Genomic DNA, 19,776 nt, shown 5'->3' with positions numbered 1-19,776 from the left:
CTCACCAACTCTCAGGAGAGAACCCGCATGGTCGTGGAGCACTCGACGTCACCGGACCTGTGGAGGGCCGTGTGGCGGATGGCCGACGCATGGTCAGAGACCCCGCTGGTGAAGGAGTTCGCTGCCACACTTCCTCGCAACCAAGGCCCGCAGAATCGCGGCGACAAAGCGACTGGCATTCCTGCACTCCTCCAGCATCTCGACATGAGTGCCAGGATAATGATGAAGCCCTTGATGTACGGGAGTCGCGTGCCTGTGCTGCTCGACCAACCCCTGATCACTCGCGGGGCTCCTGCCGTCGACCAGAGCAAAGTCGCGGCGTGGTTGACCATGGCAAGCCGGATCGAGGCCTCGCACCGGGTGACGTTGGAGTGGCTCCGTTCTCGACTGGCCGGGTACCCGATTCTGCGCGCGCCTCAACTTGCTCCTGGCACGCCGCTGACGACATACGAGATGACGATCCACTACATCTGGACCAAGGTGGAGCTCTCTCGCGGACTGAATCTGACCCCAGCACCTCCGGGCGTTGCCGATTTCCTTGATGCTGACGCCAAAGCGTCACTGGAACTGGATGAGGCCGCCCGGCACCTGGTGAAGGCCCTCGAAGAGTCGCCAGCGTGGATCCGTTTCCAGGACTCACTGGACGGGTTGGACGAGGTTGCGAAGGTAGAGCTCCGAGGGGCGCGTCGTGACCTCAGGGAGCAACTTTCTGAGGAAGCAGTAGACGACCACGAGGGAAGTCTCGCTCTGCCGCGAAGCGAGTACCGAGCCTATACGACTGTCGAGGTTATCAACTCGTTGTCCGGTTCCGCACGCCAGTACGCCGACGCGTTCAACGAGGTCCACGAACTGCTCACACTTGTCGCCTGCGACATCTTCGGGGAACTGGCCCTATTCGGCGAACCTTGGCGTGTGCCCGTGCTGAACCTTGAGACACCGGTACCCGGAGAGCCAATCGTTGCATTCGAGGGCCAAGGTGCCGCGAGCCTTTTCGTCACGACCGGTCAGGTGCTCTGGCTATCCGACGAGTCCGTGACCGACGCTGTTCGGATCGAGGCGAAGTCGATGAAGTTCGACGTCGAAGGGTTTCGTGACCGTTTGGAGGGGCGTGTCCTCGTAGGGACCGGGAAAGGCTGGCCGGCGCCGACGGTTCGGCTTCTGGACGATTCTGAGTAGTCAACATTCGGCGAGCATGTCTCGGCCGGTCATCAGCCCGTGACCGTTCCACGCAGTGAGTAAACCCGGTGTGTCCAAGGATTTAATTCCTCGCAAGGATAATGGTCACGGCACGTCCCTCAAAGAAAGTCCGATCGGCTTCCGCTCTGGCACCTCCGCGTCAACCCGTCCCCTCCAGATGCGCTAAAGGAAAAGTAGCAATTCGGCGTTGGCAGGCAGCATGGACGTCACCGCCGTGACTCGGCCCACGGACACCTTCGCGCACACGCCGCAGCAATAGCGGGCACCAATCCAGAGCCCGCGCGACGCGCTGACGTGCCCTCAGACGCCTCCGCACACCGCCCGACCCACCCCAAGCGCCCCATGGACCCTGGCCGGCCACGCCCAGAGCCGGCGAGCGCCGTCGTCCACCGCTCTGCACAGGCCCTGAGACGCGGAAAGTCCCGGCCAGGATCACCTGACCGGGACTTTCCGAAGGCCTTCCGACTCGGAAGTCGAAACCCACTTCACGCCCGCAGCGCGCGGCGGGCGGTCAGCCCTCCGCGATGACCATGGCCGAGGCGATGCCGGCGTCGTGGGAGATGCTCAGGTGCCAGGCGGTGATGCCCAGCGCGTCCGCGCGCGCCGCGACCGTGCCCGTGATCTCGACCTCCGGCGGGCCCCCGACGACGCGGTGCACCGTCGCGTCGTGCCAGCGCATGCCCGCCGGGGCGCCCAGCGCCTTGGCGATGGCCTCCTTGGCGGCGAACCGCGCGGCGAGCGACGCGGGCGGCAGGTCCCGCTCGGCGGCCGTGAACAGCTTCTCGCGGAGCCGGGGCGTGCGCTCCAGGGTCTCCATGAACCGTGCGACGTCCACGACGTCGATCCCCACGCCCTTGATCATGCGCCCACCCTACGGGGGCCGTCCTCCCTCCCGGTCCCCCCACCAGGCGATCTCACCACCACGAGCAGGTGGTCCTGGCTCGTCCGGGAGACCGGACGAACCAGGACCACCTGCTCGGCGTCCGACGGTGCGGCGGAGGACTACTCGACCGTGACCGACTTCGCGAGGTTGCGGGGCTGGTCGACGTCGAGGCCCTTGGCCGTGGCGAGGGCCATCGCGAAGATCTGGAGCGGGACGACGGCCAGCAGCGGCGAGAGCAGCGTGGGCGACTCGGGGACCCAGAAGATCTCGTCCGCGTAGGGGCGCACGGCGTCGTCCCCGTCCTCCGCGATGACGAGCGTGCGGGCGCCGCGCGCCCGGATCTCCTGGATGTTCGAGATGACCTTGGAGTGCAGGCCCTCGCGGCCCGTCGGCGACGGCACGACGACGAACACCGGCTGCCCCTCGTCGATGAGCGCGATCGGGCCGTGCTTGAGCTCGCCGGCGGCGAAGCCCTCGGCGTGGATGTACGCGAGCTCCTTGAGCTTGAGCGCGCCCTCGAGCGCGACCGGGAACCCGACGTGGCGGCCGAGGAAGAGGACGGACGTCGCGTCCTTCATGGAGCGGGCGGTCGCACGGACGTACTCGCCGCGCTCGATGACGGTCTGGATCTTGCGCGGCATGTCGCGCAGGTCCTCGAGGATCGCCGAGATCTCGTCCGGGAACTTGTTCCCGCGCAGCTGCGCGAGGTAGAGGCCCAGGAGGTAGGCGGCGGTGATCTGCGACAGGAACGCCTTGGTCGAGGCGACTGCGATCTCCGGACCGGCGTGCGTGTACAGCACCGCGTCGGACTCGCGCGGGATGGTCGACCCGTGCGTGTTGACGATGGAGATGACCTTGGCGCCCTGCTCGCGCGCGTGGCGCACGGCCATGAGCGTGTCCATCGTCTCGCCCGACTGCGTCACCGCCACGACGAGCGTCTTCTCGTCGACGATCGGGTCGCGGTAGCGGAACTCGTGCGCGAGCTCGACCTCGACGGGGATGCGGCACCAGTGCTCGATCGCGTACTTGGCGACGTGGCCCGAGTACGCGGCCGTGCCGCACGCGACGACGATGATCTTGTCCACCGACCGGAGCACGGCCTCGTCGATGCGCACGTCGTCGAGCACGAGCTTGCCCGACGGGTCGGTCCGGCCGAGCAGGGTGTCCGCGACGGCGTGCGGCTGGTCGTGGATCTCCTTGTCCATGAAGGACGAGAAGCCGCCCTTCTCCGCGGCGGCCGCGTCCCAGTCGACCGTGTACCGCTTGGCCTCGGCGGGGTTGCCGTCGAAGTCGGTCACCTCGACCGACGTCGGGGTGATCGTGACGATCTGGTCCTGCCCGAGCTCGAGCGCCTCCTTGGTGTGGGAGATGAACGCCGCGACGTCGGAGCCCAGGAAGTTCTCGCCGTCGCCGATCCCGACGACGAGCGGGGAGTCGTGCCGCGCGCCCACCACCGTGTCGGGCGAGTCGGCGTGCACGGCCAGGAGCGTGAACGTGCCCTCGAGGCGCCGGGCCACCTGCCCCATCGCGAGCGTGAGGTCCTTGGTCTCGCGGTAGGCGCGCGCGAGCAGCTGCGCCGCGACCTCGGTGTCCGTCTCGGACCGGAACTGCACGCCCTCGGCGAGCAGCTCGGACTTGAGGGTGGCGAAGTTCTCGACGATCCCGTTGTGGATGACCGCGAGGCGGTCGTCGTCCGCGAGGTGCGGGTGGGCGTTGGTGTCCGTCGGGCCGCCGTGCGTCGCCCAGCGCGTGTGGCCGATCGACGCGGTCGCCGCGGGGAGCGGGTGCAGGTCGATCTCCTCGACGAGGTTCGCGAGCTTGCCCGACTTCTTGGCGAACGCGACGGCGTCGATCCCGGGCGCGACGAGCGCGACCCCGGCCGAGTCGTAGCCGCGGTACTCGAGCCTGCCGAGTCCTTCGAGAGCGACGTCGAGGGGTCGCCCCGAGGCCTCTCCGACCATGGTTCCAGGGCCTACGTAGCCCACGATTCCGCACATGGTGATCGAGTCTATCCACGGACGCGGACCCCTCCGCGGGCGCACGATCCCGCGGTTTTTCGTCAGGCCCGCTGCCAAAAGCACCCCGCGCGCGTACGGCGCCGCGTCCGGCGAGGCTGGGTCTCGTGCCCACCGTGCGGATCGGACTCTCGGGATGGCGCTACGCCGACTGGCGCGGCCCGTTCTACCCCGCCGGCCTGCCCCAGCGCCGCGAGCTCGAGCACGTCGCGTCGGTGTTCCCCGCGGTCGAGCTCAACGGGTCCTTCTACTCGCTGCAGCGGCCGTCCTCGTTCGCCGCGTGGCGAGAGCAGACGCCGGCGGGGTTCACCTTCGCGGTCAAGGGCCCGCGCTTCGTCACCCACATGAAGCGCCTGCGGGACGTGCGCACGCCCCTCGCCAACTTCTTCGCGAGCGGCGTGCTCGCCCTCGACGACCGGCTCGGTCCCGTGCTGTGGCAGCTCCCCGCACGCACGGCCTTCGACGCCGGGCTGCTCGACGAGTTCCTCGCCCTCCTGCCCCGGTCGACGGCCGAGGCCGCCCGGCTCGCCCGCGAGCACGACGACCGCCTCCGCGCGCCTGCCTGGACCGAGGTGGGCGCCGACCGTCCCCTGGTCCACGCGCTCGAGCCGCGCCACGCGTCGTTCGCGAGCGCCGAGGCGCTCGACGTGCTCCGACGCCACCGGGTGGCGTTCGCGATCTCGGACGGCGCGGGGCACTGGCCGCTCGTGGAGGCGGTCACGAGCCGCCTCGTGTACGTGCGCCTGCACGGCGACACCTCGCTGTACACGAGCGGCTACCGGCCGCACGTCCTCGACGCGTGGGCCGCGCGGGTGCGGGGCTGGTGCGAGGCCGGCCACGACGTCGAGGTCTACCTCGACAACGACGTCCACGCGCACGCCCCGGCCGACGCGCTCGCCCTCATGTCCCGCCTCCCGGGCGTCGCCCTGCCCGGGACCGGCCCGACCCCGGAGCCCGCACGCGGCGGGCGGCGCGCACGGTCCCGCGACGCCACGCGCTGAGCCCGGGACGCGCGTCCCGGCACGGGTGGAGCCCGCCCGGCCCGGGCGGCACCCGACGTCCCCGGCTGGCGGGCCGTGCGCGGGCACCCGCACGCATCCGGCAGAATCAGGCGGGTGCCCTCCCCCGTCGACGACCCGTCCGACCTCCTGCCGGCCCACCTCGCGGCGCCGTCGTCGTCCCCGTACGTCGACCTCGACCGGGCGGTGTGGAGCCGCCTGTCGGAGTCGACGCCGCTCCCGCTCACGGACGACGACGTCACCCGGCTCCGCGGCCTCGGCGACCCCATCGACCTCGCGGAGGTCGACGCCGTGTACCGCCCGCTGTCGCGCCTGCTCAACCTCTACGTGACCGCGACGTCGGGGCTCCACGAGGCGACGTCGACGTTCCTCCGGGAGGAGACGGGCAACACGCCGTACGTCATCGGCGTCGCGGGCTCGGTCGCGGTGGGCAAGTCCACGACCGCGCGCGTCCTGCGCGAGATGCTGGCCCGCTGGCCCGAGACGCCGCGCGTGGAGCTCATCACGACCGACGGCTTCCTCTACTCCAACGCGGAGCTGGCGCGCCGCGGCCTCATGGACCGCAAGGGCTTCCCCGAGTCCTACGACCGGCGCGCGCTCATCCGCTTCCTGTCCAAGGTCAAGGCGGGCCACGCCGAGGTCAAGGCGCCCGTCTACGACCACCTCACGTACGACATCGTCCCCGGCGCGGAGGCGGTCGTGCGCAAGCCCGACGTGCTGGTCGTCGAGGGGCTGAACGTGCTCCAGCCGGCCCGGCCGAGCGCGCACGACGAGTCCACGGTCGCGGTGTCCGACTTCTTCGACTTCTCGATCTACGTCGACGCGCGCACGCGCAACATCCGGCAGTGGTACGTGGACCGGTTCCTCGCCCTGCGCCGTACCGCCTTCGCCCGGCCCGAGTCGTACTTCCGCCGCTACGCCGACCTCACGGACGAGCAGGCGGTCGAGAAGGCGAAGTCGATCTGGGACGCGATCAACGCCCCGAACCTCGAGCAGAACATCCTGCCGACGCGGGGTCGCGCGACGCTCGTGCTCACCAAGGGCTCGGACCACTCGGTCCAGCGGGTCCGGCTGCGCAAGCTCTGACGCGCGGCCGACGGGTGCCCCGCGGACTCACGAGGCGCGCGGTGCCGCGCCCGGCCGGTTCTCCGAGGTGCTCGGCTCGTCCGCGGTCTCCGGCGCCGGGGACGCCGGGCCCTCGGCCTGCGGCAGCTCGCCCTTGCGGCGCGCGCGCATCATGAGCACGCGGTCGATGACGAACCCCGCCGCGATCCCCAGGACGACGCCCACGACCATCGCGAGGAGCGGTTCGTGGCCCAGCCACTGCGCCGCGACGAGGCCGATGAGGACCGAGTACACCGCCCAGGTGACGGCCGCGATCCCGGAGAACGCCATGAACCGGCGGCGCGGGTAGCCCACGGCGCCGGCCGTCATGTTCACCGCGACGCGCCCGACGGGGATGTAGCGCGCGGCCAGGATGAACGACGCCCCACGGTGGGCGAGGGCCCGCTCCGCCCACGCCACGGCCTTGCGGCCCCGTGGTGAGCGCAGGAACCGGACGCGGTCGGTGCCGATGGCGCGACCGATCGAGAACGCGATCTGGTCGCCGGTCCACGCGCCGGCGGCGGCCACCAGGAGCACGAGGAGCAGGTTCGGCTCGCCGGTCGCGTGCGCGGACACGGCGAGCGTGATGACGACGGACTCGCTCGGGATGGGCGGGAAGAACCCGTCGATCGTCGCGAAGCCGAACAGCGCGGGATAGATCCACGCGGACGCCGCGAGGGCGAGAATCCAGGTCTCCAGATTCTCCAGGAAGGTCGACACGGCGTCGGGCAACGGCGTCCTCGTTCGTCGGCTGGCGGGGAGGCCAGGCGGGCGGCGGCGGCAGGTCGGGCGTCCTGCGCCACGACAAGCCTACGGAGCGTGACGACGTCGACCATCAGGGAAACCCCCGGTTCGCCCCTGAGGATTCCCGCCCGGCAGCGCCGCGCCCGGTGACGAGTCTTCCGCGTCGCGGCGCGCGGCGTCGTCATCCCGACGAACGACTTCCCGCAGCGGGGGCGTACGTCGTGAGGACCAGGACCTTCCCCGGCTCAGGCGTCGCGGCGGCGCGGGCGCGGCGTGCCCCGCAGCGGCAGGGCGGTGCTCGGGTCCTCCGGCCACGCGTGCTTGGGGTAGCGGCCCCGCAGCTCGGCGCGCACCTGCGGGTAGCCCTGCACCCAGAAGGAGGCGAGGTCCGCCGTGACCGCCGCGGGTCGACCCGCCGGGGACAGCAGGTGCAGCAGGACGGGCACGCGGCCGTCCGCGACGCGGGGCGTGCTCGTCCAGCCGAACGTCTCCTGCAGCCGGACCGCGAGCACCGGCTGGTCCTGGTCGTAGCCCACCGCCACGCGCGACCCGCTCGGGACCTCGAGCCGCTCGGGCGCGAGCGCGTCGAGGCGCGCCGCCTCCGGCCAGGGCAGCAGACGGCGCAGCGCCCCGGCGAGGTCCGTGCCCCGGCCCCGGGCGACGGCCGGGAGGTCGGGCCCCAGCCAGACGTCGACGGCGTCCAGGAGCGCCTCGTCGCCGACGTCGGGCCACGGGTCGCCCAGCACCCGGTGCAGGAACCGCAGGCGGTCCCGGAGCCGGAGCGCGCCGTCGGACCACGGGAGGCCGTCCAGACCGTCCCGGCGCAGCCCGTCGCGCACGGTCGCCGCGAGCAGGTCCGCCGGCGGGTCCCGCCACGGCTCGCGCGCGAGCTCGATCGCGCCGAGCGTGGTGACCCGGGCGGCGCGCACGCGCCCGCCCGTCCACGCGGCGACGCCGCTCGTGCGCAGCGCGGGCGCCGCAGCGGCTCGCGCCGTCGCCTCGTCGACGGGCGCGGCGGACCGCACGACGGCGTCGGCACGGCCCGCCGTGCGGTCCACGTCCGCGACCGCGAGCCACGGCGCGCCCTGCAGCGGCGAGCCCGCGGGCAGGCGCGCGCCCGCCCCGGACACCAGGAGGTAGGTCTCTCCGCCGGGTCGCAGTCGGGCCAGCCGGTCGGGGTGCGCGAGCGCGACGACGTACCCGACGGCGGCGTCGTCGGTCAGCCGGGACCGTGCGGCGGGCCCCCCTCCCCGGGCGGAGCCGTCCTCGGCCGCGGCGGCGCGCGCCACCCGTTCGAGGCGGTCGCGCTGCGCGGCCCACGCGCCGGTCCCCGGGCCACCGCGCCGCGCCGCGCGCAGCGCCGCCGGCAGGTCGGCCCCGGGCACGCGCACGTCCTCCGAGAGCAGCGCCACGACCTCCGCGGCGAGCCGCGGGCCGACCTCGGGGACGGCGTCGAGCAGGGCGCGGGCGCGGCGCGGGTCGGCGGGCACGGAGGCGATCCGGCGCCCGAGCGGCGTCACGCCGTCGGGCCCGACGGCCCCCAGCCCCTGCAGCACCTCGCGGGCGGCCGCCCAGGCGGCCGGGGGCGGCGGGTCCAGCAGCGCGAGCCCCGCGCCGTCGGGAGCCCCCCAGCACGCGAGCTCGAGCGCGAAGCCGGTGAGGTCCGCCGTGCGGATCTCCGGCTCCGGGTGCCGCGCGAGGCGCGCGTGGTCGCCCTCCGACCAGCAGCGGTACACCGCCCCCGGGCCCTCGCGCCCGGCCCGCCCCGCGCGCTGCTCGGCGCCGGCCCGGCTGACCGCCACCGTCACGAGCCCAGGCAGCCCTCGGCGGACGTCCGTGCGGGGCTCGCGCGCGAGCCCCGCGTCCACGACGACCCGGACGCCCGGGACCGTGAGCGACGACTCCGCGACCGCCGTCGACACCACGACCCGGCGCCGCGGCCCGGGCTCGAGCGCCCGGTCCTGCTCGTGCGGGGGCAGGCGGCCGTGCAGCGGGCGCACGTCGACGTCCGAGAGCCCGCGCGCCAGCAGGCCCGACACGGTGTCCACCTCGCGCGCGCCGGGGACGAACACGAGCACGTCACCCGTGCGCTCACGCAGCGCGCGGTGCGTGGTGGCGACCACGTGGTCGAGCAGCGCGGGCGACGTGCCGCGGACGTCGGTGCGCGGACCGCGCGCGGGGCACCAGACGACGTCGACCGGGTGGAGGCCGCCCTGGACCTGCACCACGGGGACGCGCCGCGCTTCCCCGCCGAGCGCCTCCGCCGTCCGCCCCGCCTCGACCGTCGCGGACATCGCGACGAGCGCGAGGTCGTCGCGCAGGTTCTCGCGCACGTCCGCCAGCAGGGCGAGCGCGAGGTCGTCGTCCAGGTGCCGCTCGTGCACCTCGTCGAGCACGACGCCCGCCACGCCCGGCAGCTCCGGGTCGCGCTGGAGCCGGCGGACGAGCGTGCCGGTGGTGACGACCTCGACCCGGGTCCGTCGCGACGTCCGCGACTCGCCCCGCACCGTGTAGCCGACCGTGCCGCCGAGGTCCTCGCCGAGCAGCGACGCGAGCCGGCGGGCGGCCGCCCGGGCGGCGAGCCGCCGCGGCTGCGTCACGACGACGCGGCCGTCCGAGGCACCCTCCAGGGCCACCGCGAGGGCCGGCGGCACGAGCGTCGTCTTGCCGGTGCCGGGCGGTGCCTGGACGACGACGGCCCCCTCCGCGCGCACGGCGGCGACCACCTCGACCAGGTGACGGCCCACCGGCAGGTCGGGCGGTGCGGCGAGGAGCTGGGCGAGCGGGTCCATCCCGGTAGTCTCGCGCGACGACCCGCCGGACCCGAACCGCGGACGACGGCCCGGGCTCAGCCCGGGTGACCCGGGAGCCGCGCGACCCCGAGCGTGGACGCCAGCGTGCGCAGGTCCGCGGCGTCGACGTACAGCTCGCCGCGCAGGTGGTCGGTCTCGTGCTGGACGATCCGCGCCGCCCACCCGGTGAGCACGTCGTCGAACGGCTCGCCCGCCTCGTCCTGCCCGGTGAGTCGCACCGAGCGGGCGCGCGTCCGCTCCGCCTGCCAGCCGTGCACCGAGAGACAGCCCTCGAAGAACGTCCTGGTCTCGTCGCCGACGGCCTCGTACCGCGGGTTGACGAGCACCCGGAACGCGAGCGGGGGCCGCTCGCGCTCGTCGTCCGCGTCGGGTGCGCCGGGGTCCTCGACGACGGCGATCGCGAGGCCGATCCCGACCTGCGGCGCGGCGAGCCCCACCCCGGGCGCCGCGTGCATCGTCGCGCGCATCGCGTCCAGGAACCGGGGCAGCACGTCGCCGAGCTGCCCGGCGTACGGCACGGCCGGCGTCCGCAGCACGGGGTGGCCCGCCTGGACGATCGGCAGCACGCCGTCGTCGTACGCGTCGAGGAGCGCGACCACGTGCTCGCGCAGCCCCTCGTCGACCCCCTGCCGCACGCCTGCCGCCTCCCGGTCGGTCGTCCGCCCCGCCGCGCTCACAGCGCGAGCCGCTCGCGCACGACGCCCGCGAGCCGTGCGGCCACCGCGTCGGCCTGCTGCTGCGTCGCCGCCTCGACCATGACGCGCACGAGCGGCTCGGTGCCCGACGGACGCAGCAGCACGCGACCCGTCTCGCCGAGGGTCCGCTCCGCGTCCGCGACGGCGGCCCGGAGCTCCTCGTCGCTCGACGCCCGTGCCTTGTCCACGCCAGGGACGTTGAGGAGGGTCTGCGGGAGGCGCTGCACGACGCCCGCCAGGTCGGCGAGCTTCTGGCCCGTGGCCCGCACGCGCGCGGCGAGCTGGAGCGCCGTGAGCACGCCGTCACCCGTGGTCGCGTAGCGCGACAGCACGATGTGCCCCGACTGCTCGCCCCCGAGGCCGTACCCGTGCGCGCGCATCTCCTCCAGGACGTACCGGTCGCCGACCGCCGTCTGGACCGTCGTGATCCCCGCGTCGCGCATCGCGAGCAGGAGGCCCAGGTTGCTCATCACCGTCACGACGAGCGTGTCGTGCGGGAGCGCGCCCTCGTCCTGAAGCGCGAGCGCGAGGACGCCCATGATCTGGTCGCCGTCGACGACGGTGCCCCCGTGGTCGACCGCGATGCAGCGGTCCGCGTCGCCGTCGAACGCGACGCCGAAGTCCGCCTCGGACGCCACGACGACAGCCTGGAGCTGCTCGGGGTGGTTCGAGCCGCACGCGGCGTTGATGTTGCGGCCGTCGGGGCTCGCGTTGATGACCACGACGTCCGCGCCGGCCGCGCGCAGCGCCGCGGGGCCGACGTCGCTCGCCGCGCCGTTCGCGCAGTCGACCGCGATGCGCAGGCCCGCGAGCGGCTTGTGGTCCTCGTCCGCGCCGATGCTCGCCATGAGGTGCTCGACGTACGCCCCGCCCGCGCGCCCCGAGTCCGGGGAGATCCGGCCGACCGCGCCGTGCGTCGGACGCTGCCACTCCTGCCCGAGCAGGCTCTCGATCCGGTCCTCGACCGCGTCGTCGAGCTTGACGCCACCGCGCGCGAGGAACTTGATCCCGTTGTCCTGCATCGGGTTGTGGGAGGCCGAGATCACGACGCCGAAGTCGACGTCCATGGTGCTCGTCAGGTAGGCGACGGCGGGCGTCGGCAGCACGCCGACGTCCTTCACGTCGACGCCCGCGCTCGCGAGCCCGGCGATGAGCGCCGCGCCCAGGAACTCGCCCGAGACTCGCGTGTCGCGCCCCACGACCGCGCGCGGCCGGTGGCCTTCCTCCTGCCCGCTGCCGAGCACGCGCGCCGCCGCGACGCCGAGGTCGAGGGCGAGCTCGCCCGTCACGTTGCCGTTCGCCAGCCCGCGCACCCCGTCGGTGCCGAAAAGCCGTCCCATGGAAAGTCCTTCCTCGACCGGCCGTACGTCGACCGTACGACCGCCTGCCCTGCCCCGCCCTCGGCGGGCTTGGTCACCGTCCCTCACAAACGACGTCGGCCCCGGTGGACGAGGTCCACCGGGGCCGACGAGCGCACAGCGCGGATCAGCGCTTGGAGTACTGCGGTGCCTTACGAGCCTTCTTGAGACCGGCCTTCTTGCGCTCGACGACGCGCGCGTCGCGAGTGAGGAAGCCGGCCTTCTTCAGCGCGGGGCGGTTGTGCTCGGCGTCGATCGCGTTGAGCGCACGCGCGATGCCGAGGCGCAGCGCACCGGCCTGGCCGGAGGTGCCGCCGCCGCTGATGCGGGCGACGACGTCGAAGCGACCCTCGACGTCGACCAGCTTCAGCGGGGAGTTCACGAGCTGCTGGTGAACCTTGTTCGGGAAGTAGTCCTCGAGCGAGCGCCCGTTGATCTTCCACTGCCCGGTCCCGGGGACGAGGCGCACGCGCGCCACGGCCTCCTTGCGGCGGCCCAGGGCCTGGCCGGGGGCGGTGATGCTCTGGCCGCGGCCCGTGGGGGCGGCGGACTCGGAGGTGTAGGTGCTGGGCGTCTCGTCGCCCAGGGTGTCGGTGTCGACGGTGGTCTCGGCCACGGGTGGTGTCCTCGCGTCTCTCTGTGCGCTACGCCTGGGCGGCGATTACTGCGCGACCTGGGTGATCTCGAACGGCTTCGGCTGCTGCGCGGCGTGCGGGTGCTCGGCACCCGCGTAGACCTTGAGCTTGCCGAACTGGGCGCGACCGAGGGTGGTCTTGGGGAGCATGCCGCGCACGGCCTTCTCCACCGCACGCTCGGGGTGCTTGTCGAGCAGGTCGCCGTAGGGGACGGCACGCAGACCACCCGGGTAGCCGGAGTGGTTGTAGGCCATCTTCTGCTCGCGCTTGTTGCCGCTCAGGGCGACCTTGCCGGCGTTGATGACGATGACGAAGTCACCGCCGTCGACGTGCGGAGCGAAGGTCGGCTTGTGCTTGCCGCGCAGCAGGGTGGCCACGTGGGTGGCCAGGCGGCCCAGGACGACGTCGGTCGCGTCGATGACGTACCAGTCGCGCTGGACGTCGCCGGGCTTCGGGGTGTACGTACGCACGGTCGTAGCCTTCGTTTCTGTCTCAGAATGTCTTCTTCGGCCGCTGAAGCGTGCGGCCGAGAGGGCAGGTCGTTGCGCGGCGGGCTCGGTCGGCACCCGCTCCTTGGCCGGCAGCGAGTGGGCGCGCTAGCGACACGGGTGTCGTGAGATGAGCACAACGACTCACCAGACTACCCGCGGGTCGGGCCGCCGGTCAAAGCGGCCGGACGGGGATCCGGGCGCTCGCCCACGCACGTCGCGCAGCGGGCCGAGCGTGCGACGTGCACGCAGTCCGGGCAGTACAGGCGCAGCGTCCGGCAGCTCGGGTCCGCGCAGTTCTCGTACTTCGCCGTCGCCGCGCCGCAGCCGGTGCAGGACCCCAGCGGGGTCGACCCCGGGCCGAGCTCGACGTGCATGCGCTCGTCGAAGACGTAGAGCGAGCCCTCCCACAGTCCCTGCGACCCGAACGCCTCGCCGTACCGCACGACGCCGCCGTCGAGCTGGTAGACCTCCTCGAAGCCGCGGGCGGTCAGGAGCGCGGACAGCACCTCGCACCGCACGCCTCCGGTGCAGTACGTGACGACGGGCCGCTGCTTGAGGTCGTCGTAGCGGCCCGAGTCGATCTCGGCGACGACGTCGCGCGTCGTGGCGACGTCCGGCACGACCGCGCCGCGGAACCGCCCGATCTCGGCCTCGAACGCGTTGCGGCCGTCGAACATCACGACGTCGTCCCCCCGCTCGGCCACGAGGTCGTGCAGGGCCTGCGGGCTCAGCCGCGCGCCGCCGCCCACGACGCCGCTCGCGTCGACCACGACCTCGTCGGGGACGCCGAACGCCACGAGCTCGGGTCGCACCTTCACGGACAGGCGCGGGAAGTCGCGTCCGGTGCCGTCGGACCACTTGACGTCGATACCCTCGAAGCCGGGGTACTGCCGGGTCGTCTTCACGTACTGCTTGAGGTCCTCGACCGTCCCGCCCAGCGTCGCGTTGATCCCGTGGTGGGCGACGATCACGCGTCCCGTGAGGTTCCACCGCTCCCCCAGCGCCCGCTGCCAGAGCTGCACCGCGCGGGGGTCGGGCAGCGGCGTGAAGGCGTAGAAGAGCACGATCTTGTGGACGGCCATGCCCACCAGGATAGGGACCGCGCCGGCCGCCACCGGCACGCGGCGGCAGCCCCGTACGCGGCGGCTACCGCGCCCGCTGCACGCGCTCGACGTCCCAGACCGGCTCCGGCGCCTCGACGACCTCCCCGTCCCCGCGGAACACGAGGTAGCGGTCGAACCCGCGCGCGAACCAGCGGTCGTGCGTCACGGCGAGCACCGTGCCCTGGAACGCCGCGAGACCGGCCTCGAGCGCCTCGGCCGAGTGCAGGTCGAGGTTGTCCGTCGGCTCGTCGAGCAGGAGGAGGGTCGCGCCGTCGAGCTCGAGCAGGAGGATCTGGAACCGCGCCTGCTGGCCGCCGGACAGGGTCTCGAAGCGCTGCTCCGCCTGGCCGACCAGCTCGTACCGGTCGAGCGCGCGGCTCGCGCCCTCGCGCCCCATCCCCGCCCGGTGCCCGTCGCCGCGGTGGAGGATCTCCAGGAGGGTCCTCCCGCGCAGCTCCGGGTGGTCGTGGTTCTGGGCGAACCAGCCCGGCCGGACCCGCGAGCCGAGCACCGCGCGACCCGTGTGCGCCACGGGGTCGGGCCGGACGCCGTCGGACGTCGCGGGGTCGGGCACGACCCCGGGCTCGGGGTCGCTGCCGCCCGCCGCGAGGAGTCGCAGGAAGTGCGACTTGCCGGACCCGTTGGAGCCCAGCACCGCGACCCGCTCGCCGAAGAACACCTCGAGGTCGAACGGCTTCATGAGGCCCGTGAGCTCGAGCGACCGGCACGTCACGGCACGCTTGGCGGTCCGGCCGCCGGCGAGGCGCACGGTGACGCGCTGCTCGCGCGCGAGCACCTCCGGGGGGCCCGCCTCCTCGAACTTGCGCAGGCGCGTCTTCGCCGCCTGGTACCTGCTCGCCATCCCGTCGTTGTAGGCGGCCTTGGTCTTGAGCGTCTGCACGAGCTCGCGCAGCTTCGCGTGCTCCTCGTCCCACCGCCTCGCGAGCTCCGCCAGGCGCTCGCGCCGGTCCGCGCGCGCCTGCGCGTAGGTCGCGAACCCGCCGCCGTGCACCCAGACCGTCCCGCCGCCCGGCGTCGGCTCGAGCGTCGCGACCTGCGTCGCCGTGCGCGACAGCAGCTCGCGGTCGTGCGAGACGTAGAGCACCGTCTTGGGCGACGCGACGAGCCGCTCCTCGAGCCAGCGCTTGGTCGGCACGTCGAGGTGGTTGTCCGGCTCGTCGAGCAGCAGCACCTCCTCGGGCCCGCGGAGCAGCGCCGTGAGCGCCAGGCGCTTCTGCTCGCCGCCGGACAGCGTGCGCACGTCGCGCCACTGCGCCTTCTCGAACGGGACGGACAGGACCTCGTCGGTCACCTCGTCCCACGCCGTCTCGGCGTCGTAGCCCCCGACGTCGGCCCAGTCGACGAGCGCCTGGGCGTACCGGAGCTGGGCGGGCTCGTCGTCGACCGTCATGATGTCGTGCTCCGCCGCGGCGAGCTCGAGCGCGGCCTCCTTGACCGCTGCGGGCGCGAGCTCGACGAGCAGGTCCCGGACCGTGCGGTCGTCGTCGATCCGCCCGACGTCCTGCCGCATCACGCCCAGGCCGCCGCTGCGCACGACCGCCCCGCCGTGCGGCGCGACGTCGCCCGTGACGATGCGCAGGAGCGTCGACTTGCCGACGCCGTTCGGCCCGACGAGCGCGACCCGCGCGCCGTCCGCGACGCGCAGGCTCACGCCGTCGAGGAGAGTGCGTCCGTCGGGCAGGTGATACGTGACGTCGCTGAGGTCGAGGTGTCCCACGGCCTCATGGTCTCCCGGCCGGGCCCACCGGGTCACGCGGATTCCGCGCTCCCGGACCGCGCCGGCACCGCTGCACCCCGTGCACGACGGCCGCGGGTGCCGCCGGGCTCAGCGCCGACCGCCCCCGAGGAGCCCGCCCAGACCGCCCAGGAGGTCCCCGAGGCCGCCCCCGGACCCGCCCGAGCCGCCGCCCAGCAGCCCGCCGAGCAGGTCGCCCAGCCCACCGCCGCCGGCGCTCTCCGACGCCGCCGTGGAGGAGCCCGCGCCCGCGTCCTTGCCGCCGAGCTGCTTCGCGAGGAACGCCAGCGCGATCGGCGCGAGCGCGGGGAGCACCTTCGAGAGCAGACCCTGCTGGGTCCCCGTCGAGTCGGCGAGCTGCGCGACGACGGCCTCCTCGTTCGACCCGAAGACGTGGCGGACGATCTTCTCGCCGTCGGCCGTGTCCACGTCGTCGAGGTTCACCCCGCCCTCCACGAGCGACGGGTCGTGCTGCGTGAGCGCCTGGCCGAGCGACGCCGCGCCGGCCGGGTCCTGCGCGTTCGCCCGGAGCCCGCCCAGCAGGGCAGGGAGCGCCGCGCCGACGGCCTGCTGCGCCGTCGCCTCGTCGACGCCCAGCCGACCGGCGAGCTGGTCGAGCGGGATGGTGGACAGGATGTCGTCGATGCCGGCCATGGTGGTCCTCGGTTCTCGGGGTCGTTCGGGGAGGCCACGGCGCGCGCGACCCGTGCCACGGTACCGCCCGCGGCACGTCGGTGCAGGTCCGGGCGCAGATGCTGCGTCCGGCCGCGCGAGGTGCCACTGTGGACGCATGAGCGAAGACACCACCGGCACCAGCCCGGACCCGGAGACCGGCGCCGAGGGCGACAACGACCAGCTCCAGGCCGAGGACACGCTGCTCGACCGCGGCGTGGACGACGTGCTCGACGAGGGCTACTCCCCGCCCGACCGCCCCCGCACGAACCACTACGGCGAGACGCCGTGGGAGGAGGTGCACGGCGAGACCCTCGACCAGCGTCTCGCCGAGGAGGAGCCCGAGGACTGGGAGCGCGACCCGCTCGAGCGCCCCGACGACACCCGGTCGGGCCGCCTCGTCGCGGACCCTGACGCGCTCGACGGCCGCCAGAACGACACCTACGCCGACGACGAGGGCATCTCCGGGGGCGCCGCGGGCGCCGAGGAGGCCGCGGTGCACGTCGTCGAGGAGCCGTGACGGGCTAGCCCCTCGGCGGTCCGGCCTGGTCGCGCGACGCGCCCTCGTCCCAGACGTCCTCCTCGTTCCGGACGGCGCGGATCCGGTCGGCGCGGGCGGCGAGCTCGTCGTCGGGCGGGTACGTGACCTCCTCGAGCACGAGCCCGTGGGCGGGGACGACGCCGGCCCCCGCGTCGCGGCGTCGGCTCGCGAGGAGCTCCGCGGGCCAGGCGACGTCGCGTCGCCCCTCCCCCACCGCGAGCGACGCGCCGACGAGCGCGCGGACCATGTTGTGGCAGAACGCGTCCGCGCGGACGTGCGCGACGACGAGGCCCGCGTCGGGACCGTCGACCGGCCGCGACCACGACAGGTGCTGGAGCTCACGGATGGTCGTCGCCCCGGGGCGCGGCTTGCAGAACGCCGCGAAGTCGCGCACCCCGAGGAGCGGCTGCACGGCGGCGTCCATCGCGGCGACGTCGAGCGGGCGCCGGTTCCACAGGACCCAGGCGCGCCGCAGCGGGTCGCGCTGCGCCGGGTCGTCCGCGACCCGGTACGTGTACGCGCGGTGCAGGGCCGAGAAACGGGCGTCGAACCCGGCCGGCGCCGGCGCCGCGCGGTGCACGACGACGTCACCCGGCAGCACCCCGCCGAGCCGCGCGACGAGCGCGTCGCCGGGCGAGCGGTCGGAGCGCCCGGGCAACGCCTCCCACTGGTCCCGCGTGAGGTCGACGTGCGCGACCTGTCCCCGCGCGTGCACCCCCGCGTCGGTGCGCCCCGCGACGGTGAGGCGCGGCGCCGGCCCCCGCAGGAGCGTCGCGAGACCGTCCTCGACCGCGCCCTGGACCGTCCGCAGCGCCGGCTGGCGAGCCCACCCGGCGAAGTCCGTCCCCTGGTAGGCGAGGTCCAGGCGGACCCGCACGACGTCGTCGGGCAGCGCGTGCCGCCCCGTGCCGTCGGCAGGGGCGGACTCGGGGGCGTCGGGGGCCGGGGCGTCGCTCACGGGAGTTCACCGTAGTCGCCCGGCCGTGCGGCACGCGCGTCGTCGTGCCTACGCTGCCGCCCATGACCGGCGACCGCGCAGACGTCCGCACCCTCGCCGTCGACTGCGGAGGCGGCGGGATCAAGGCCAACGTGCTCGACGCGTCGGGCACCGCCCACGCCGCCGCCGTCCGCGTGCCCACGCCCTACCCGCTGCCCCCCGAGCTGCTGGTCGAGACGATCGCGGAGATCGCGGCCACGCTGCCGCCCGCCGACCGGGCCACCGTCGGGATGCCCGGCATGATCCGGCGCGGGGTCGTCGTGCACACCCCGCACTACGTCACCCGCAGCGGACCCCGCTCGCGCGTCGACCCGGCGCTCGTCGAGGCATGGACGAGCTTCGACGTCCAGGCGGCCGTCGCCCGGCGGCTCGGCGTGCCCGCGCTCGTGCTCAACGACGCCGAGGTGCACGGTGCGGGCGTCGTCGCGGCGTCCGGGCTCGAGCTCGTGCTGACGCTCGGGACGGGCCTGGGCTCGGCGCTGTTCCACGGCGGGCGGCTCTCGCCGCACCTCGAGTGGTCGCGCGCCCCGGTGCGGCGCGGCACCACCTACGACGAGTACGTCGGCGAGCCGGAACGCCGCCGGCTCGGCAACGGGCTGTGGTCGCGGCGCGTCCTCGCGGTCGTCGAGGGCCTGCGGCCCGTCTTCTGGTGGGACCGGCTGTACCTGGGCGGCGGGAACTCGCGGCAGATCGCCCCGAGCGTCCTCGATCGCCTCGGCGACGACGTCGTGGTCGTCCCCAACTCCGCGGCGCTCGTCGGCGGTGCACGCGCCTGGGACCTGCCGCCGGCCTGACCGTCTCAGCGCTCGACGGCGCGGCGCGGGGCGACGCCCGCAGGCGGCGCCCCGTCCGCCCCGGGGGCCGGACGACCCGCCGCGACCGCGCGGTGGGCGTCGAGCAGGGCCCGGTTGAACGCGACCGGCGCGTCGAGGCTCACGAGGTGCCGCGCGCCCGGGATCACCACGAGCCGCGCGGGCGCTCCCCCGCGCCGGGCCGCCTCGACGAACCCGCGCTCCCCGAACCGGAAGTGGTCCCACCGCCCGTTGACCACCCACACGGGCGAGTCCGCGGCGGCGAGGGCGGACACCGGGTCGACCGCCTCGACCTCGCGCAGGATCGCGCTCATCACGTCGAGTGCGAAGCCGCCGGCCGCGAGGTCGGCCGCGGCCTGCGGCGTCAGCGCCCGGTCGACGAGCGCCTGGTTGAGCCCCGCTCCACCGTCGGGCAGGCGCTCGATGCCGCGCGCGACGAGGAGCCAGCCCCCGCGCAGTCGGGTGGCGGGCGGTGTCGAGCAGGCGGCGGCCACGAGGCCGACGACGCGCTCGGGGTGACGAGCCCGTGCCTCGATCGCGACGTAGCCGCCGAGCGACAGCCCGACGACGAGCGCACGCCCGCCGAGCTCGTCGATCCCGGACGCGACGGCCTCCACGGCACCGTCCAGGGTGAACGCCTCGCCCCGCCGCGCCCCGTGCCCCGGCAGGTCCACGGCCAGCGCGTCGACGCCCGCGCGGCGCAGGGCCGCGAGCTGGTCGCGCCACATCGACCGCGACGTGCGCGAGCCGTGCACGAGCACGACGGGCGGCCACGCCGCCAGGGAGGAGTCGACACTCGTCACGTCTCGACCGTAGGCCCTCCCTGACGCGAGATCGACCCGGACGTCGCGACGTCGACCTCCCGAAGGTCGATCTCGGCCGTACGGGCCGATCTCGCACCCACCTTCGCGGCCGCACGCACACCGACGCCGGCAGGGCGG

18 protein-coding genes are annotated in these 19,776 nt (G+C 74.2%); 5 read left to right on the top strand and 13 right to left on the bottom strand.

What is annotated here, in order from left to right; translation table 11 throughout:
• Window positions 1–27 precede the first annotated feature (27 nt).
• Window positions 28–1,176, top strand: a complete 1,149-nt coding sequence (locus ABWU78_RS16075) for a hypothetical protein (RefSeq protein WP_439158937.1) — start codon at window positions 28–30, stop codon at window positions 1,174–1,176.
• A gap of 532 nt (window positions 1,177–1,708) precedes the next feature.
• Here ABWU78_RS16075 and ABWU78_RS16070 read toward each other — a convergent pair.
• Window positions 1,709–2,059: a holo-ACP synthase gene (locus ABWU78_RS16070; RefSeq protein WP_439158936.1), complete on the bottom strand. Its 351-nt coding sequence runs from the start codon at window positions 2,057–2,059 to the stop codon at window positions 1,709–1,711.
• A gap of 140 nt (window positions 2,060–2,199) precedes the next feature.
• A complete protein-coding gene (glmS, locus tag ABWU78_RS16065) occupies window positions 2,200–4,077 on the bottom strand; it encodes a glutamine--fructose-6-phosphate transaminase (isomerizing) (protein WP_353707812.1) in 1,878 nt (625 codons plus the stop codon).
• Window positions 4,078–4,202: 125 nt separating this feature from the next.
• Here glmS and ABWU78_RS16060 point away from each other — a divergent pair, with 125 nt between their 5' ends.
• Entirely contained in the window at window positions 4,203–5,096 is an 894-nt protein-coding gene (locus ABWU78_RS16060) for a DUF72 domain-containing protein (RefSeq protein ID WP_439158935.1), read from the top strand.
• Between the two features lie 114 nt (window positions 5,097–5,210).
• Entirely contained in the window at window positions 5,211–6,200 is a 990-nt protein-coding gene (coaA, locus tag ABWU78_RS16055) for a type I pantothenate kinase (RefSeq protein WP_439158934.1), read from the top strand.
• Window positions 6,201–6,227: 27 nt separating this feature from the next.
• Here the strand turns inward: coaA and ABWU78_RS16050 are convergent, their stop codons facing one another.
• The 9 genes from ABWU78_RS16050 to ABWU78_RS16010 form a co-directional block, all read right to left on the bottom strand.
• Window positions 6,228–6,950 (bottom strand): DedA family protein, encoded by a 723-nt coding sequence (locus tag ABWU78_RS16050; RefSeq protein ID WP_253050824.1) that lies wholly within the window; start codon window positions 6,948–6,950, stop codon window positions 6,228–6,230.
• A 257-nt stretch (window positions 6,951–7,207) separates the two neighbouring features.
• On the bottom strand, window positions 7,208–9,754 hold the full coding sequence (hrpB, locus tag ABWU78_RS16045; protein ID WP_439158933.1) for an ATP-dependent helicase HrpB: 2,547 nt from the start codon (window positions 9,752–9,754) through the stop codon (window positions 7,208–7,210).
• A 56-nt stretch (window positions 9,755–9,810) separates the two neighbouring features.
• A complete protein-coding gene (locus tag ABWU78_RS16040) occupies window positions 9,811–10,410 on the bottom strand; it encodes a peptide deformylase (protein ID WP_353707808.1) in 600 nt (199 codons plus the stop codon).
• Window positions 10,411–10,448: 38 nt separating this feature from the next.
• The gene (gene glmM / locus ABWU78_RS16035; protein WP_253050821.1) at window positions 10,449–11,810 is read right to left on the bottom strand and encodes a phosphoglucosamine mutase; all 1,362 of its coding nucleotides are present in this window, start codon (window positions 11,808–11,810) and stop codon (window positions 10,449–10,451) included.
• 145 nt (window positions 11,811–11,955) lie between these two features.
• Window positions 11,956–12,444, bottom strand: coding sequence for a 30S ribosomal protein S9 (gene rpsI, locus ABWU78_RS16030; protein ID WP_047234563.1), 489 nt, complete (start codon window positions 12,442–12,444; stop codon window positions 11,956–11,958).
• A 45-nt stretch (window positions 12,445–12,489) separates the two neighbouring features.
• Window positions 12,490–12,933 (bottom strand): 50S ribosomal protein L13, encoded by a 444-nt coding sequence (rplM, locus tag ABWU78_RS16025; RefSeq protein WP_253050820.1) that lies wholly within the window; start codon window positions 12,931–12,933, stop codon window positions 12,490–12,492.
• A 170-nt stretch (window positions 12,934–13,103) separates the two neighbouring features.
• Window positions 13,104–14,036: an oxygen-dependent tRNA uridine(34) hydroxylase TrhO gene (gene trhO, locus ABWU78_RS16020; protein WP_439158932.1), complete on the bottom strand. Its 933-nt coding sequence runs from the start codon at window positions 14,034–14,036 to the stop codon at window positions 13,104–13,106.
• Window positions 14,037–14,100: 64 nt separating this feature from the next.
• Window positions 14,101–15,795 carry an ABC-F family ATP-binding cassette domain-containing protein gene (locus ABWU78_RS16015; RefSeq protein ID WP_439158931.1) on the bottom strand — a complete coding sequence of 565 codons (1,695 nt, stop codon included), beginning with the start codon at window positions 15,793–15,795 and terminating at the stop codon, window positions 14,101–14,103.
• Window positions 15,796–15,903: 108 nt separating this feature from the next.
• Window positions 15,904–16,467 carry a DUF937 domain-containing protein gene (locus tag ABWU78_RS16010; RefSeq protein ID WP_253050817.1) on the bottom strand — a complete coding sequence of 188 codons (564 nt, stop codon included), beginning with the start codon at window positions 16,465–16,467 and terminating at the stop codon, window positions 15,904–15,906.
• A gap of 136 nt (window positions 16,468–16,603) precedes the next feature.
• Between ABWU78_RS16010 and ABWU78_RS16005 the strand changes: the two genes are divergently transcribed.
• A complete protein-coding gene (locus ABWU78_RS16005; protein ID WP_253050816.1) occupies window positions 16,604–17,005 on the top strand; it encodes a DUF5709 domain-containing protein in 402 nt (133 codons plus the stop codon).
• Between the two features lie 4 nt (window positions 17,006–17,009).
• On the opposite strand, the gene truA is transcribed toward ABWU78_RS16005, so the two are convergent.
• Window positions 17,010–17,984, bottom strand: coding sequence for a tRNA pseudouridine(38-40) synthase TruA (gene truA, locus ABWU78_RS16000; RefSeq protein ID WP_439158930.1), 975 nt, complete (start codon window positions 17,982–17,984; stop codon window positions 17,010–17,012).
• A 62-nt stretch (window positions 17,985–18,046) separates the two neighbouring features.
• Between truA and ABWU78_RS15995 the strand changes: the two genes are divergently transcribed.
• Complete coding sequence (locus tag ABWU78_RS15995) at window positions 18,047–18,817, top strand: ROK family protein (protein ID WP_253050815.1); 771 nt, start codon at window positions 18,047–18,049, stop codon at window positions 18,815–18,817.
• Between the two features lie 5 nt (window positions 18,818–18,822).
• Here the strand turns inward: ABWU78_RS15995 and ABWU78_RS15990 are convergent, their stop codons facing one another.
• The gene (locus ABWU78_RS15990; RefSeq protein ID WP_439158929.1) at window positions 18,823–19,638 is read right to left on the bottom strand and encodes an alpha/beta fold hydrolase; all 816 of its coding nucleotides are present in this window, start codon (window positions 19,636–19,638) and stop codon (window positions 18,823–18,825) included.
• Window positions 19,639–19,776 lie beyond the last annotated feature (138 nt).

It is taken from the genome of Cellulosimicrobium sp. CpK407, from assembly GCF_051844275.1.
GTDB classification, from domain to species: Bacteria; Actinomycetota; Actinomycetes; order Actinomycetales; family Cellulomonadaceae; genus Cellulosimicrobium; species Cellulosimicrobium cellulans_G.
This window is presented reverse-complemented; position numbering and strand designations above follow the sequence as displayed.